This window comes from Actinomadura harenae, from assembly GCF_003696215.1.
Lineage (GTDB): Bacteria > Actinomycetota > Actinomycetes > Streptosporangiales > Streptosporangiaceae > Spirillospora > Spirillospora harenae.
The window spans coordinates 1-15,031 of sequence record NZ_RFFG01000153.1; the positions used below are offsets into that span (position 1 = coordinate 1).

Genomic DNA, 15,031 nt, shown 5'->3' on the forward strand with positions numbered 1-15,031 from the left:
CGCGAGCAGCCCGGCGAGCGCGGCGTAGGGGACGGCGAGCGCGACCGCGGCCCCGACGACGGCGCGGCGGGCGTCCTCCGGGGCCGTGACGACCGGGCGGCCCGCCGCGTCCTTGGGCAGGGCGCGGCGGATCATCCAGCCGCCGGTCCGGTACAGCAGCGCGCCGGGGATCAGCAGGACGCCGAGGGGCAGCAGCCCGACCCGGCCGCCGCCGACGGAGAAGCCCGCGTGGTGGGAGACGAGCCAGAAGTTCACGGCCGTCCGGAACACGCCGGGAAGCCCGTGGCCGAAGGCGGTGCGGGGCGCGGCGATCCAGCCGACGAGGGTGATCGTGGTGAGGACGGCGAGGCCGATGCCGATGCACCAGACCGCCCCGACGAGCCCCGTGACCCACTGCGGCCGCTGCCCCGCCGCCGTGACCGGGGCCCGGGGCGTGCCGCCGCCCTCCCCCGCCGTCCCGGGCGAATCCCCTGTTGAGGGCCCCGTGGAGGGGCCTGCCGTCGCGCCCGCCGTTTCGCCGGTCGTCGCCACTCGCTGCCGCCCCGTCTCGCTCACGGCGTCCATGCTGGCACCCCCGCCTCGTCCCCCGGGCCCCCGGAGCCCGGCGTGTCGCCTTTGCGGCGGGGCGGGAACGCCGTGGGAACGGTCCGGAACCCGGGCGGAACGAGGCGAAGGTCACCCGGGCGGGGCAGGATGGACGGCAGGATGGACGGAGCACGCGCAACGATCGGATAACCCTGGATCTCCGCACGGCGCCGTTGCGTTGTGCGCATCAGGAGCGGGTGCTCCTCCAACGGGGAGGGGGGTACCCGACGTCCCACGGGGAGGGATCCTGTGTTCGGTCCGCAGAGCATGCTGGTGCTGCTGCTGCTGGTGGTCGCCGTCGGCGGCCTGGCGTACGTCCTGGCCAGGCAGGGGCCTCCGCTCATGCTGCGGATCGGCGCGGGGGTGCTGGCCTTCGCGCTCTCGTCGGTCTTCGGAATGGCGCTCGTCAACCGGTTCTACGACTACTACCAGACCTGGGGCGACCTGGTCGACGACCTGGCCGGGCACCATCCGGGCGTGCAGGCGCTGCCGCCCGGCGGCGGCAAGAACCTCAAGACCGGCGGCGTCCCGGCCAAGGACGGCCTGCTGGTGACGACGACGTTCGCCGGGTCCAAGAGCAAGATCAGCCGTGAGGGCCTGGTGTACCTGCCGCCGCAGTACTTCCAGTCGCAGTACGCCTCGGCGCGGTTCCCGGTGCTGGAGCTGCTGCACGGCTCCCCCGGCGAGCCGGAGGACTGGCAGCGCGGCCTGCACGTCACCTCGACGTTCACCTCGATGCTGAACAGGCACGAGGCGAAGCCCGCGATCCTGGTGATGCCGAACATCAACGGGAACGCCCACGGCGCGGGCGGGTCGCAGTGCCTCGACCGTCCGAAGGGCGACCGGAACGACACCTACCTCGCCGAGGACGTCCCGGCGGACGTGGAGCAGTCGTTCCGCACCGACCCGCCCGGCGCGCGCTGGGGCGTCGCCGGGTTCTCCGAGGGCGGGTTCTGCGCGGCGAACCTGGCGCTGCGGCACGCGAACGTGTTCGGCCTCGCCGGGGTCATGAGCGGCTACTTCCAGCCGCTGCCCGAGCACGGCGCCGACCCGTTCGACGGCGACGCGCACGCCCGGCTGCAGAACGACCCGCTGTGGCGGCTCACCAACTGGCCCGCCGGCACGAAGCTGCCCGCGTTCTGGCTGATGGCGGGCCAGTCCGACCGCGGGGACGTGTCGGACGCCAAGCTCTTCCACAGCGTCCTGCAGAGCCACGGGCAGGACGGGCCGCTGGTCCTGATCCCGCATGCCCGGCACACCTACGCCGCGTGGAACCCGGCGTTCCCCAAGTTCCTGACGTGGGCGACCGACCGGCTCGGCGTCCCGGCGCAGGGCACGGCGCCGACGCCGAAGCCGGGGAAGGGCGGTCCGGCGCGTCCGCCGGGCAGCATGCCGACCGCCCCGATCCACGAGATCAAGCGCTCCTGAACGTGAGGATGCCCTGCCGTTCGGCACGGCAGGGCATCCTGGAGCGGGGTCAGAGGCCGGGCGGCGGCGTGTAGGCGTCCACGCGGTCCCACATGCGCAGGTACGCCTCGGCGCCGTTGGCCATGTCGTTGGTCAGCTCGGGGCCGACGGTCCTGCGCATGTCCTCGATCCAGTCGGGGACGAGGCCGTAGTTGGCGACGCCGTCGACGTTGAGGTCCCAGGTGCGCTGACCGGTCGTGAGCTTGTCGAGGGTGACGCCGCTGAGCGCGGTGAACGGGTACGTGAGGTCGCCGCCCTTGCGCGGTGCGGGCAGGTGGCCGAAGCCGTTGGCGTCCAGGCCGTAGCCGAACCCGAACGCGCCCTTCGCGCCGGACCGCTCGTACGCCTGCTTGGCGTCACGCCAGCCGCCCGCGAACTGGTCGGCCGGGTTGGCGTACTCGGTGATCATGCCGCCGAGCCGGTAGATCCGCTGGTAGTAGGTCGGGTCGACCCAGCTGTGCGACGAGATCACGCCCGGGTAGTGCGCCTTCTCCAGGATCGTGAGGGTCTGGTCGGCGGCCTTGACGCTCATGTGGTCGATCTGGATGACCATCTTGCGCTTGATCATCGCCTTGATCATGTGCGCGCCGAGGGCCGTCAGGCCGCGGGTGTTGCAGTGCGGCGCGGCCGGGTAGAACGGCGCGGGCAGGTTCGGCAGGCCGAGCGCGAGCCGGACGGCGGCGGGCAGCGTGACCTGCGGCGTCACCGTGTTGTCCTGCGCCGGGCCGGTGCAGGTCTCGACGTTCCAGAACTGGCCGGTTCCCACGAAGTTGCCGATGTTGACGGCGACGCCCGCCGTGCCGCTGTCCATCCGGACGCCGCAGAGCGCGTTGTCGAACTTGTGGCAGAGGAACATGCTGGTCACGCCCTGGGCCTTCATGTGGTCCAGGCCCGCGTCGATCTGCTTCTCCGTGCACTGCGGGACGTCGCGGATCTCACGGCAGCCGAACGGCTCGGACGTCTCGATGCTCTCGACCACGGCGAGCTTCCCGGACGCGGCGACCGCCCGCGCCTCCTGCGGCGTGTGGACGAGCCGGAACCAGCCCTTCCCCGGGCCGCCGCTCAGCGCGTCGATGTAGCCCTGCATCTGGACGGCCTTGCCGTGTTCGAGGTCGAGCGTGGCGTCCTCGTCGCAGGGGTTCTTCTTGAGCGGGTACAGCTCGCAGAGCACGCGGTTCGCGACGTACTGGTCGACGATGATCCGGAGTCCGCCCTGCCAGGCCCGCTGGAGCCAGGTGTAGTAGACCTGCTGGTGGGTGAGCGAGTCGTGCGCGGGCCAGTCCTTGAACGTGGGCCAGCCGACCGGGTCGTGGGTGCCGAACGGCGAGCCGTTCTTGAGGAAGTTCTCGAAGATCGCGAACTGGCCGTTCGGGTAGTGGTCCGGGCAGTCGCGCAGGGCCACGGCGATGCCGTCGGGATCGAACGGCTCGCCGCAGATCATGCGTCCGCCCATGTCCTCGGCGCCCTCGATGTGGGTGTGGGCGTCGATGAGCCCGCGCACGGTCCCGGACGCGCCCGGCGCACCGAAGGCCGATGCGGTGGAGGGGCGGGGCGGCGGGGAGGCGGGGCGGGCGGCGTGCGCGGCGGAGGCCGTTCCGACCGCGCACAGGAGCGCGGCCAGCAGGGCCGTGAGGGGGCGGGAGATGCGGGGGGCATGCGGGAGTCTCATGGCCGCTCCAGGGGGGATGGGGGCGATGCGCCCCCATTAGAACATGAAGGCTGTTCACGTCCTATGGCCTCGTCCGGACAACGAAAGACGCCCGCGCCGCGGTGTGCGGCTCGGGCGTCCTTCGTGGACCTGATCGGATGGATCAGAGGTTGCGCATGATCTCCGCCATGAGGCGGGCGGTCTCGCTCGGGGTCTTGCCGACCCGGACGCCGACCTTCTCCAGCGCCTCCTTCTTGGCCTGGGCGGTGCCCGCGGAGCCGGAGACGATCGCGCCGGCGTGGCCCATCGTCTTGCCCTCGGGGGCGGTGAAGCCCGCGACGTAGCCGACGACCGGCTTGGTCACGTTCTCCGCGATGAAGGCCGCCGCGCGCTCCTCGGCGTCGCCGCCGATCTCGCCGATCATGACGATGGCGTCGGTGTCGGGGTCGTCCTGGAACGCCTGGAGGGCGTCGATGTGCGTGGTGCCGATGATCGGGTCGCCGCCGATGCCGACGCAGGTGGAGAACCCGAAGTCACGCAGCTCGTACATCATCTGGTAGGTCAGCGTGCCCGACTTCGACACCAGGCCGACGCGGCCGGGCGTGGTGATGTCGGCCGGGATGATGCCCGCGTTGGACTTGCCGGGGGACGCGATGCCCGGGCAGTTCGGCCCGATGATCCGGGTCTTGTTGCCCTTGGACTCGGCGTACGCCCAGAAGTAGGCGGTGTCGTGCACCGGGATGCCCTCGGTGATGACCACGCACAGCGGGATCTCGGCGTCGATCGCCTCGACGACGGCGTCCTTGGTGAACTTCGGCGGGACGAAGACGACCGACACGTCCGCGCCGGTCTTCTCGATGGCCTCCTTGACGGTGCCGAAGACCGGGAGCTCGGTGCCGTCGAAGTCGACGGTGGTGCCGGCCTTGCGGGCGTTCACGCCGCCGACGACCTGGGCGCCCGAGGCGAGCATCCGGCGGCCGTGCTTGGAGCCCTCGGAACCGGTGATGCCCTGGACGATGATCTTGCTGTTCTCAGTGAGCCAGATGGCCATTTCACGCACCTGCCGCGGCGAGTTCGGCGGCACGCTCGGCCGCGTCGTCCATGGTCTCGACCTGCTGGACGCCGGGCAGCGCCGCGTCCTTCAGGATCTGCCGGCCGAGCTCGGCGTTGTTGCCGTCGAGCCGGACGACCAGCGGGCGGTCCACGGCCTCGCCGCGGTCCGCCAGCAGCTTGTAGGCGGACACGATGCCGTTCGCGACGGCGTCGCAGGCGGTGATGCCGCCGAAGACGTTGACGAACACCGACTTCACGTCGGGGTCCGACAGGACGATCTCCAGGCCGTTGGCCATCACCTCGGCGGACGCGCCGCCGCCGATGTCGAGGAAGTTGGCGGGCTTCATGCCGCCGTGGCCCTCGCCGGCGTAGGCGACCACGTCCAGGGTGGACATGACCAGGCCCGCGCCGTTGCCGATGATGCCGACGTTGCCCTCGAGCTTGACGTAGTTGAGGTCGAGGGCCTTGGCCTTGGCCTCCAGCGGGTCGGCGCCGGCCTTGTCCTCGAGCTTCTCGTGCTCCTGGCGGAAGGAGGCGTTCTCGTCCAGCGAGACCTTGCCGTCGAGGGCCTTCACCTGACCGTCGGCGGTGAGGATCATCGGGTTCACCTCGACGAGGGTCGCGTCCTCGTCGGTGAAGACGGCCCAGAGCCGCTCGATGATCGCGGCGGCGCCGTCCAGGGCCTCCTCGGGGAGGCGGCCCTGCTCGGCGATCCGCCGGGCCTGGGCCAGGTCGATGCCGTCCAGCGGGGAGACCGGCACCATGGCCAGCTGGTCGTGCGGCACCTCCTCGATCTCCACGCCGCCCTCGACGGAGCAGATGGAGAGGAAGGTGCGGTTCGCACGGTCGAGCAGGAAGGAGAAGTAGTACTCCTGCGCGATCGCCGAGCCCTCCTCGACCAGGACCTTGTGGACCGTGTGGCCCTTGATGTCCATGCCGAGGATCTGGTTCGCGAGGGTCTCCGCCTCGTCGGCGGTGTCGGCGAGCTTCACGCCGCCGGCCTTGCCGCGGCCACCGGTCTTCACCTGGGCCTTGACGACGACCTTCTTGGTGCCCGCGGAGAAGAGCTCCTCCGCGATGGCACGCGCTTCCTGGGCAGTATGGGCGACCTTGCCGGTGGGCACCGGTACCCCGTACTCGGCAAAGAGTTCCTTTGCCTGATGTTCGAACAGGTCCACGAGGCGTCCTTAACGGATCGACAGCCAACGACCGCGGGTCAAGTGGGGGGCACGGGGACTCAGGCGCCGTGCGGCCGCCACTCTGCGGTCCGCTCCGTCGAAGCAGCCTAGTCAACCCCGGTCCATGGTCACGCCGCCGGGGGCCCGACGGGTTCCGGGAGGGGGTGTGAGGTTGCTCATCCCCAGCCCGCTTCACCTGCCCCTCCGCGATTCGATCACGGCCCGGTCGCGCTCCGGTCGCGGCTCGGGAGCCGTTTTCCGACCGCCGGGATCCCCTGGTTTGTGGGCGGGTAGGAAAGGTGCGTCGAATGCCGCGTTCACCCCCTGAGCGCACTGCGGCGTTTGGCTGAGTTTGATGTACTTAGGCCCGTCTCAAGGGGGAGGTGCGGTGGCGGACAGCGGAGTCGGGCCGGCGGTGTGGCCGTCGTCGTGGCCCGGTCGCGTGCGCCGCGCCGCCGCCCTGCTGCTCGTCTCCGCCCTGGCCGCGACCTGCGGCGTCACGCTCCCGGAGAACGGCGCCCCGGAATGGTCCAGCCCCGGCCTGGTCGGCGGGGGCGGCTGGCCGTTCGCGGGCGCGCCGCTGCCGACCTCGGACGCGCGCGGCGCCCGCTACCTGCCCGGCTCGTCCGTCGTCCGGCTCGCGGACGGGCGGGTCCGGCTCGTCCCGACGGGCGGCGAGGACGCCATCACCGTCGCCGGATCCGACCCGCGCGTCGCCGAGGCCGTCCGCGCCGACCAGACCTGGCTCGCGCGCGGGACCGTCCCGGGACGGCTCGTCCCGTGGCTGAAGCCGTGCCCGCTCCCCGGCGGGAACCGCGTCCCGCGTCCGGACGACGTCCTCCAGACCGCCGGGGACCAGGCCGAGACGCTCCGGAGCGGCGCCGCCGGGCCCCACGGCACCGCGCGGCGGGAGAACGGGGAGACGAGCGAAGAGGCGGTCGTCGAGAGGGGCTGCGTGCCCGTCCGGCCACGGGCGAAGAAGACCCCGAACGTGCCCACGACCGGCGCTCCGACGCGTCCGCCCGCCGCCGGGAAGCCCGGCAGGCCGAAGCCCGCCCCAACGCAGACCCCTTCTGAGGCTCCTTCTGAGACTCCATCGCAGGATCCGAAGAAGGAGGACGGCAAGCCCGTCCGGCTCACGGTCGGGGCCGCCGCCGAGAAGGCGACCGGCTACCGGGAGATGGCCGGTCGCGCGCTCCAGGACCTGCGGCTGCTGACCAGGCCGAACGGGGCGTCCCTGGCGTCCTGGTACGGGGCGTGGCGGTACTCGTGGCCGCGCGACTCGGCGTTCGCGGCGGCGGCGTTCACGGTGACCGACCATCCGGCCGAGGCCCGCCGGATCCTGCGGTTCCTCGCGCGCGTGCAGACCAAGACGGGGATGTGGGCCGCGCGGTACAGCCCCGACGGCAGCCCGGTCGCGGACGGACGGCACGCGCAGCTCGACTCGCTCGGCTGGGTGCTGTGGGCCGCGTGGTTCTTCCACACCGAGAACCCGCAGGCCGCCGCCGACCTGCCGGAACTGTGGACGATGGTGCGCCGCGCCGCCGACCGGCTGACCGCGTCGCTACGCTCGGACGGGTTGCCGCCGCCGTCCTCGGACTACTGGGAGCGGCCCGCCTCGTCCGAGCAGGACCCGAAGAACGCGACGCTCGGCGTCGTGGGGCCGGTGCTGGCGGGGCTGCGGGCGGCGTCCGTCCTGGCCCGGGACCTCGGCCATGCCGACAAGGCGGAGAAGTACCGGGAGGCCGCGCACCGGGTCGAGGGCGGGGTCGCGGCGAGGTTCGCGCCGCTCGGCTATCCGCGCTCCCCCATCCGGGGCGGCCGCATGGACACCTCGGTCACCTTCCTCAGCCCGCCGTTCGGCCCGGCCGACCAGAACGTGACCGACGCGGTGCTGTCGGCCGCCGGGAAGCTGGCGCTGCCGAACGGCGGCGTCCTGCCGGGCGAGCGCTGGTCGGGGAACGCGAAGGTCGCCTGGACGCCGGAGATGGCGCTGTTCACGCTGTCGGCGGCCGCGACGGGCCGTCCGGACGAGGCCATGGAGCGGCTGGACTGGCTGTCCGCGCACCGCACGTCCCTCGGCGCGCTGCCCGAGAAGGTGGACGAGTACGGGCGTCCGGCGGCCGTCGCGCCGCTCGGCTGGACGTCGTCGCTGGTCGTGCTGAGCCTGTCCGCGCTGGAGAAGCCGCTGCCCGTCCCGGACGAGGGCTGATCTCCGCGGGGCGCGGGGTCAGGCGGCGAACTGCTCGTAGCCGAGCTTCGCGACCAGCAGCGTCACCACGCACAGCAGGACGACCCGGACGAACCCGGACCCGCGTTTGATCGCGGTGCGCGCGCCGAGCTGCGCGCCGGTCGCGTTCGCGACGGCCATGCCGAGGCCGAGCGCCCACAGGACGTGCCCCTGGACGGCGAAGACGAGCAGCGCGCCGAAGTTCGTGCTGACGTTGATGACCTTCGCGTGCGCGGACGCGTGGACGAAGTCGACGCCGAGGACGGCGGTGAACACCACGACCAGGAACGTCCCGGTGCCGGGGCCGAGGACGCCGTCGTAGAAGGCGATGGCGAGGCCGGGGATCAGGATCGCGGCGGCGACGCGGCGGCGGGTCCGCAGCACGGTCCTGGGCGCCTGGCCGAGGTCGGGGCGGAGCACGACGAGCGCCGCGACCGCGAGCAGGACGACCATGATGACCGGCTTGAACACGTCCGAGGAGATCGCCGAGGCGCAGAGCGCGCCCGCCGCCGAGCCCGCGACCGCCAGGCCCGCGCCGGCGGCCGCGACGGTCCGGTCGATCTTGGTGCGGCGCAGGTAGGCGTAGGCGGCGCTGGCCGTCCCGGCGATCGAGGCGACCTTGTTCGTGGCGAGCGCGGTGGCGACGGGCTGGCCGGGGTTGAGCAGCAGCAGCGCGGGCAGCTGGATGAGCCCGCCCCCGCCGACCACCGCGTCCACCCAGCCCGCGCCCATCGCGGCCGCCAGCAGCATGACGACGTGCTCGATCCCCACCCGGCGCGCTCCCTGTAAGGCTTAAACGAAGAATGTCGCTTAGCCTAGCGGGACGAACCGGGACAAGGGGATGGGGATCAGGCCTTGGCCCGCCACTCGTCGGCGAGGATGGCCCACGTCTGGTAGTCGCGCTGCCGCCCGTCGAAGTTGAAGCCCTGGCGGGTGGTGCCCTCGTAGGTGAACCCGATGCGCTTGGCCGCGGCGATGCTCGCCTCGTTCGACGGCTCGCAGCACCACTCCACGCGCAGCATGCCGCGGTCGTGGATCGCCCAGTCGATCATCAGGCCGATCGCCTTGGTGACGAGCCCGCGCCCGCGCACGTCCGCGTCGAGCCACACGCCGACCTCGCAGATGTGCTGCTGCGTGTCGAAGACCCGGAACAGGGTGCCTCCACTGAGCACGCCGTCCACCCAGATGCCCCACATGCGCGCGCCGTCGGCCGCCGCCGTCTCGGCGAAGTTCTGGAGGTAGGCGCGGGCCGCCTCCACGTCGAAGAGCTTGGCGGCGAACGGGATGTACGGCCGGATGTCGTCGCGGACCTTCTCCACCTGCGCGTAGAACTCGGCGGCCTGCCAGGGCTCCAGCGGACGCAGCTCGGCCCCCTCGCCCAGCGACAGGGAAAACTTCATCACGGCCTCCTGTAAGGTACGTACCCAACGTTTGTTATGTACCTTAGCCCGCGCCGCCGACCGGAAGGAAACCGAATTCCGTGCCCGCCAAGGGAGACCACGACGCCCGGCGCCGCGACGTGTCCGAGGCCGTGTGGCGGGTTCTGGCCGCGCACGGCTTCGGCGGCCTGACGCTGCGGGCGGTCGCCGCGGAGATGGGCTGCTCCACCGGGCTGCTCACGCACTACTTCCCGAACAAGAAGGCGCTGGTCACGCACGCGCTCGACATCGCCGAGGAGCGGACGCTCCAGGGACGGCTCGACCCGTCCGGGCGCGGGCTGGCGGCGCTGCGCGAGCTGATCACCGACATCCTGCCCATCTCGGACGTGGCGATCGAGATGAACCGGGTCTGGGTCAGCTCGTGGGACGTCGCGCTCGCGGACGCCGACCTCGGCGAACGCGAGACGGGCCGGTACGAGCGGTTCCGCGCGCGGCGGCTGCGCCCGTTCGTCGAGCAGGCGCGGGACCTGGGCGAGATCGCCCCGGACGCCGACCCGGACGACGTCGCGACGACGCTGGTCGCGTTCGCCCACGGGCTGGTCGTGCAGGTGCTGTTCGACCCGGACCGCTATCCCCCCGAACGGCAGCTCGCCCTGCTTGACGGAATGCTGACGGCTTTGTCCGTCTAGCGCGGGATCGACCTCCAACCCCTTTTTCGGCCAGGATGTCCAGCCAGAGCCGAAAGGGGTCCTTGGTGACCGTTATGGAGTTCGTGGACGCCCATGTCCATCATTGGCAGACGAGCGTGCACGACTGGTATCCGATGCTTCACGTGACGTTGCCGGAGGTGCCGCGCGACTATCCGCCGTCCCGGTTCCGGGCGGACGCGGAGGCCGCCGGGGTCCGCCTCCTCGGCACGGTGCACGTGTCGGCGACGACCGTGCCGGGCGCCTTCCTGGACGAGACCCGCTGGCTGGACGCGATGGACGCCCCGGACCGTCCCTCGGCGATCATCGGATCCGTCGACCCGGACGTGGCGCCGCACGTCGTCGAGGCGCAGCTGGACGAGCAGGCGCGCAGCCCGCTGTTCCGCGGCGTCCGGGTCTTCGCGGGCCTGTCCCCGGACGGCGACACCGCCGCCGCCCTCCTGCGTGAGCTGGGAGAACGCGGCCTCGTCTTCGACCAGGTGATCCGCGCGCCCGAGGTGGACGCCTACCTGGCCGCGCTCGCCGGGGCCCCGGACGTCCAGGTCGTCCTGGAGCACGCGGGCTGGCCCGAGACCGGCAGCCCGGAGGGCTTCATCGACTGGCGGCGGGGCCTGGCCAAGCTCGCCGCGCTCCCCCGCGTGGACTGCAAGATCTCCGGCCTCGGCATGCCGCTCGGCCGTCTCGACGCCGCCGCGCTGCGCCCCTATGTCGAGACCTGCCTCGACCTTTTCGGGATCGACCGCTGCTTCTTCGGCAGCAATTTCCCGGTGGACGGACTTTCCGGCGGCCTCGCCGAACTGATGGCCGCCTATCAGGACGTCACGTCGGATCTCTCCGCCGAGGAGCGGCGCAAGCTTTTCGTCGGGAACGCGACCCGCCGCTACCGGCTGAACTGATCCGTCCCGACCGCCCCCCGCTTTTCGGCGATCCGGCGTTCGACCTCACTCCATGCGACCGGCAGGTCGGACGCCGGGACGTTCCAGAACACGAACGTCGACTCGCGCATGACCTTCCGCTTGGCGCGCATCGTGGACCGGTGCGGCTCGGCGGACGCGTAGGCGTCCAGCGCGTCCCGGTCCGACCAGGCCGAGAGCGTCCAGAACGTCCGCCGCAGGGGCTCGGCGCGCAGCGAGAGCCCCCAGGCGCCCGGAGAGCTGCGCGCCTGGCGCAGCAGCGCCATCGAGGCCAGGAGGAAGCCCGGCAGATAACGCAGTGACCGCACCTCCAGCCGGGAGGCCATGACCAGCGCCTCCGCGCCGGACGCGGGCCGTTCGGGAGTGGTCCAGGGCAGCGTGGGCATGACGCCCCTCATTTCGCTTCTCGCTTCATCTTGTCACTGTCTAGTTTCACTCGGCGCCCCAAACTTGTCAATGACAAGTTCTGGGCGGATCTGGCCTAGGCTGGCCGGGTGACTTCGAGCTACCACCACGGCAACCTGCGCCGCGCCGTCATGGACGCCGCCGTCGCCGCGATCGAGGAGTCCGGGCCGTCCGGCTGGAGCCTGCGCGAGCTGGCCCGCCGCGCCGGGGTCTCGCACGCCGCGCCCGCGCACCACTTCGGCGACAAGACCGGCCTGCTGACCGCCCTCGCCGCCGAGGGCTTCGACCTGCTCTCCTCGGCCCTCACCGCGGCGGGCGACGACCTGCTCGACCTCGGCGTCGCCTACGTCCGGTTCGCGGCCGAGCACCGCGCCTACTTCGAGGTCATGTTCCGTCCCGAGCTCTACCGGGCCGACGACCCCGACCTCGACGCCGCCCGCACCCGCACGGGCGGGCTGCTCGACCGCGCCGTCCGGCCCCTGTCCCCCGGCCCCGGCCCGGAACCCGACCCCGACTCGGTCCTCGCCGCCTGGTCCATCGCCCACGGCTTCGCCGGGCTCTGGCTGAGCGGAGCCCTCCCCCCGGAGCTCGGCTCCGACCCGGAGGCCGCCGCCCGGCCCGTCCTCGGCAAGCTCTTCGCCGGATCGTGATCGTCTATCCTCGCGGACGGTCCGGACGGCCGACTCCGGCGGAAGGTGGGACAGGTGAACGAGGACTCGCTGGCCGAGAGGTTCGAGGCGCGGCGCGGTCACCTGCGCGCGGTGGCCTACCGCATGCTCGGCTCGCTGAGCGAGGCCGAGGACGCCGTCCAGGAGACGTGGTTCCGGCTCAGCCGCACGGACGTGTCGGACGTCGGGAACCTGCCCGGCTGGCTCACCACGGTCACCGGGCGCGTGTGCCTGGACATGCTCCGCACCCGCAGGTCCCGGCGTGAGGAGCTCGGCGACGAACGGCTGCCCGACCCGATCCTCACCCACGACCCCGAGCACGAGATCCTCGTCGCCGACCAGGTCGGGATCGCCCTGATGGTGGTCATGGAGGCCCTCGCCCCGGCCGAGCGGCTGGCGTTCGTCCTGCACGACATGTTCGCCGTCCCGTTCGACGAGATCGCCCCGATCATCGACAGGACGCCCGCCGCGACCCGGCAGCTCGCCAGCCGGGCCCGCCGCCGCGTCAGGGACTCCGCGCCCGCGCCGGACCCGGACCCGGCCCGGCAGCGGCAGGCCGTCGAGGCGTTCCTCGCGGCGGCGCGCGAGGGCGACCTGGAGGCCCTCGTCTCCCTCCTCGACCCGGACGTCGTGCTGCGCGTCGACGTGGGCGCGGGCGGCCCGCTGCAGGTCGTCCGGGGAGCCCGGAACGTCGCGGGCCGGGCCATGATGTTCCGCGAGATCGCCAAGACCATCGAGACGGTCGTCGTCAACGGCGCGATCGGCGCGGTCGACGCCACCGGCGGAAGCCCGCGGTCGCTCATGGCGCTCACCGTCGTGGACGGCCGGATCGTGACGATGGACATCATCGCCGACCCCGGCCGCCTGCGGGACCTCGGCCTCTGACGGGCCCTCGCGTCACATCCGCCTCCTCCGGCGGGTCAGGCGTTCCGAGGGCCCGCCGTCCGGAGGCCCGCGATCTGGAGGGGTTCGTGATGGGCGAGGAGTCGCTGGCCGCGCGGTTCGAGGAGCACCGCGCCCACCTGCACGCGGTCGCGTACCGCGTGCTCGGCTCGAACGCCGAGGCGGACGACGCCGTCCAGGAGGCGTGGCTCCGGGTGAGCCGCGCCGGGGACGACGGCGTCGCCAACCTCGGCGGCTGGCTGACCACGATCGTCGGACGGGTCGCGCTGAACATGCTGCGCGCCCGGACGACCCGCCGCGAGGTGCCGTGGGACGAACCGGGCGCCGCGGGCGAGCACGACGCCCCGGCCGGGCCCGGGAGTCCCGCCGCCGACGCGCCCGGGGACCCCGCCGACGCCGCCGTCCTGTCGGACTCGGTCGGGATCGCGCTGCTGGTCGTCCTGGAGACGCTGTCGCCCGCCGAGCGGCTGGCGTTCGTCCTCCACGACATGTTCGCCGTCCCGTTCGACGAGATCGCCCCGATCATCGACAGGACGCCCGCCGCCGCCCGCCAGCTCGCCAGCCGGGCCCGGCGGCGCGTCCGGGGCGGGCGAGCCGACGCGACCGCCGCGCGCGAACGCGAGGTCGTGACCGCGTTCCTGGCGGCGTCCCGCGAGGGCGACTTCGCGGCCCTGCTCACGCTCCTGGACACCGGCGCCGTCCTGCGCGCCGACTCCGCCGCCGCCGAGATGGGCGGGCCCGTCCGCATCGAGGGCCGCGAGGCGCTGGCGGCGTTCTGGTCGGGCCGCGCGAAGGCCGTCCTGCCGGTCCTCGTGGACGGCGTGGCGGGTGGGATGTGGCAGCTCCAGGGCGTCCCGCAGGTCGTGTTCGACTTCACCGTCCGGGACGGCCGGGTGGTCGCGATCGACCTGGTCGCCGACCCCGCCGTCCTCGCGTCGGTGGAGCTGTCGAAGCCGCCGCGCCACTAGCGTGAGGGGATGGCCCAGCGCAGACTCCCGCCGACCGAGACGACGATCACCGCCCGCGACTGGGACGGGCGGGACGTCGAGGGCGAGGCGTTCGAGCGCGTCCTGTTCTCCGACGTCGACTTCACCGAGATGCGCGACACGTCCGGGACGTTCACCGAGTGCCTGTTCCGGGGCTGCAGGTTCAACGTGTCGGAGCACACCGAGGCGGCGTTCCTGAACTGCACGTTCGTCCGGTGCTCGTTCTTCGACGCGTCGTTCACCGGATGCAAGCTCGTCGGCAGCGCCTTCGACGGCTGCTCGTTCGACCTGCTCAAGGTGCGCGGCGGCGACTGGTCGTTCGCCCTGCTGACGGGCGCGAAGCTGTCCGGCGCGACGTTCGAGGCGACCCGTCTGCGCGAGGCCGACCTGAGCGGCGCGCTCTGTGAGAGGACGACGTTCCAGCGGGTCGACCTCTCCGGCGCGTGGCTCCGGAACGCCGTCTTCTGTCAGGCCGACCTGCGCGGCAGCGTCCTCCCGCCCGAGCAGCTCCTGACCGTCGACCTGAAGGGCGCCGTCATCGACGTCCCGCAGGCCATGGTCGTGGCAGAAGCGCTCGGACTGGACGTCCGCCCTTGAGGAGGTAGAGCCCCAGCACCGCCACGCCGAAGACGGCCTGCGCGACCAGCACCGGGCCGAGGTCCGAGGGCGGTTTCGCGAGGGCGTTCAGGGCGGGCGCGCAGCCGAGCATGGCGATGTCCGCGCCGGTCGTCGCCCAGAGGAAGGGGCCGGTCGGGATCGCCCCGACCGGGGTCGCGATCACCGGCATCGCGTGGTCGACCGGCGGACGCCGCGCCATCCGCAGGGCCCCGGCGGCCAGGGCGGGCGCGCAGGGGACCGCGAGCGGCCACCAGGGGCCGCCGGGGAGCGCGCCGGCCGCGTCCAGCCCG

15 protein-coding genes and 1 pseudogene are annotated in these 15,031 nt (G+C 72.6%); 8 read left to right on the forward strand and 8 right to left on the reverse strand.

Going from position 1 to position 15,031, the window contains the following annotated elements:
* A partial coding sequence (locus EBO15_RS46605) for a cell division protein PerM (protein ID WP_233616785.1) occupies nucleotides 1-555 on the reverse strand: 555 nt, incomplete at its 3' end.
* 279 nt (nucleotides 556-834) lie between these two features.
* Here EBO15_RS46605 and EBO15_RS39785 point away from each other — a divergent pair.
* The gene (locus tag EBO15_RS39785) at nucleotides 835-2,013 is read left to right on the forward strand and encodes an alpha/beta hydrolase (protein WP_122199636.1); all 1,179 of its coding nucleotides are present in this window, start codon (nucleotides 835-837) and stop codon (nucleotides 2,011-2,013) included.
* A 49-nt stretch (nucleotides 2,014-2,062) separates the two neighbouring features.
* On the opposite strand, the gene EBO15_RS39790 is transcribed toward EBO15_RS39785, so the two are convergent.
* The 3 genes from EBO15_RS39790 to sucC form a co-directional block, all read right to left on the reverse strand.
* On the reverse strand, nucleotides 2,063-3,721 hold the full coding sequence (locus EBO15_RS39790; protein ID WP_122199637.1) for an amidohydrolase family protein: 1,659 nt from the start codon (nucleotides 3,719-3,721) through the stop codon (nucleotides 2,063-2,065).
* Nucleotides 3,722-3,863: 142 nt separating this feature from the next.
* The gene (sucD, locus tag EBO15_RS39795) at nucleotides 3,864-4,751 is read right to left on the reverse strand and encodes a succinate--CoA ligase subunit alpha (RefSeq protein WP_122199646.1); all 888 of its coding nucleotides are present in this window, start codon (nucleotides 4,749-4,751) and stop codon (nucleotides 3,864-3,866) included.
* 1 nt (nucleotide 4,752) lies between these two features.
* Nucleotides 4,753-5,931 carry an ADP-forming succinate--CoA ligase subunit beta gene (gene sucC / locus EBO15_RS39800; RefSeq protein WP_122199638.1) on the reverse strand — a complete coding sequence of 393 codons (1,179 nt, stop codon included), beginning with the start codon at nucleotides 5,929-5,931 and terminating at the stop codon, nucleotides 4,753-4,755.
* A gap of 388 nt (nucleotides 5,932-6,319) precedes the next feature.
* On the opposite strand from sucC, the gene EBO15_RS45600 reads away from it, so the two are divergent.
* Nucleotides 6,320-8,143: a glycoside hydrolase family 15 protein gene (locus tag EBO15_RS45600; protein ID WP_199745125.1), complete on the forward strand. Its 1,824-nt coding sequence runs from the start codon at nucleotides 6,320-6,322 to the stop codon at nucleotides 8,141-8,143.
* An 18-nt stretch (nucleotides 8,144-8,161) separates the two neighbouring features.
* On the opposite strand, the gene EBO15_RS39815 is transcribed toward EBO15_RS45600, so the two are convergent.
* Complete coding sequence (locus tag EBO15_RS39815; protein WP_122199639.1) at nucleotides 8,162-8,932, reverse strand: TSUP family transporter; 771 nt, start codon at nucleotides 8,930-8,932, stop codon at nucleotides 8,162-8,164.
* A 77-nt stretch (nucleotides 8,933-9,009) separates the two neighbouring features.
* Nucleotides 9,010-9,561, reverse strand: coding sequence for a GNAT family N-acetyltransferase (locus tag EBO15_RS39820; protein WP_122199640.1), 552 nt, complete (start codon nucleotides 9,559-9,561; stop codon nucleotides 9,010-9,012).
* A gap of 80 nt (nucleotides 9,562-9,641) precedes the next feature.
* Between EBO15_RS39820 and EBO15_RS39825 the strand changes: the two genes are divergently transcribed.
* Together EBO15_RS39825 and EBO15_RS39830 are read left to right on the forward strand one after the other, a co-directional pair.
* Entirely contained in the window at nucleotides 9,642-10,229 is a 588-nt protein-coding gene (locus tag EBO15_RS39825) for a TetR/AcrR family transcriptional regulator (protein WP_122199641.1), read from the forward strand.
* A 74-nt stretch (nucleotides 10,230-10,303) separates the two neighbouring features.
* Complete coding sequence (locus EBO15_RS39830) at nucleotides 10,304-11,143, forward strand: amidohydrolase family protein (RefSeq protein WP_233616787.1); 840 nt, start codon at nucleotides 10,304-10,306, stop codon at nucleotides 11,141-11,143.
* Here the strand turns inward: EBO15_RS39830 and EBO15_RS39835 are convergent.
* Complete coding sequence (locus EBO15_RS39835) at nucleotides 11,128-11,547, reverse strand: DUF3291 domain-containing protein (RefSeq protein WP_122199647.1); 420 nt, start codon at nucleotides 11,545-11,547, stop codon at nucleotides 11,128-11,130. The genes EBO15_RS39830 and EBO15_RS39835 overlap by 16 nt on opposite strands.
* A 108-nt stretch (nucleotides 11,548-11,655) precedes the next feature.
* On the opposite strand from EBO15_RS39835, the gene EBO15_RS39840 reads away from it, so the two are divergent.
* From EBO15_RS39840 to EBO15_RS39855, 4 genes are all read left to right on the forward strand, one after another.
* Nucleotides 11,656-12,216: a TetR/AcrR family transcriptional regulator gene (locus EBO15_RS39840; protein ID WP_233616786.1), complete on the forward strand. Its 561-nt coding sequence runs from the start codon at nucleotides 11,656-11,658 to the stop codon at nucleotides 12,214-12,216.
* Between the two features lie 54 nt (nucleotides 12,217-12,270).
* The gene (locus EBO15_RS39845; RefSeq protein ID WP_122199643.1) at nucleotides 12,271-13,119 is read left to right on the forward strand and encodes a sigma-70 family RNA polymerase sigma factor; all 849 of its coding nucleotides are present in this window, start codon (nucleotides 12,271-12,273) and stop codon (nucleotides 13,117-13,119) included.
* An 89-nt stretch (nucleotides 13,120-13,208) separates the two neighbouring features.
* Nucleotides 13,209-14,105: a sigma-70 family RNA polymerase sigma factor gene (locus EBO15_RS39850; protein ID WP_122199644.1), complete on the forward strand. Its 897-nt coding sequence runs from the start codon at nucleotides 13,209-13,211 to the stop codon at nucleotides 14,103-14,105.
* Between the two features lie 9 nt (nucleotides 14,106-14,114).
* A complete protein-coding gene (locus tag EBO15_RS39855) occupies nucleotides 14,115-14,720 on the forward strand; it encodes a pentapeptide repeat-containing protein (RefSeq protein WP_122199645.1) in 606 nt (201 codons plus the stop codon).
* Here the strand turns inward: EBO15_RS39855 and EBO15_RS44775 are convergent.
* Nucleotides 14,659-15,031 (reverse strand): annotated as a pseudogene (locus EBO15_RS44775) (hypothetical protein); the annotation flags it as partial. The gene EBO15_RS39855 and the pseudogene EBO15_RS44775 overlap by 62 nt on opposite strands.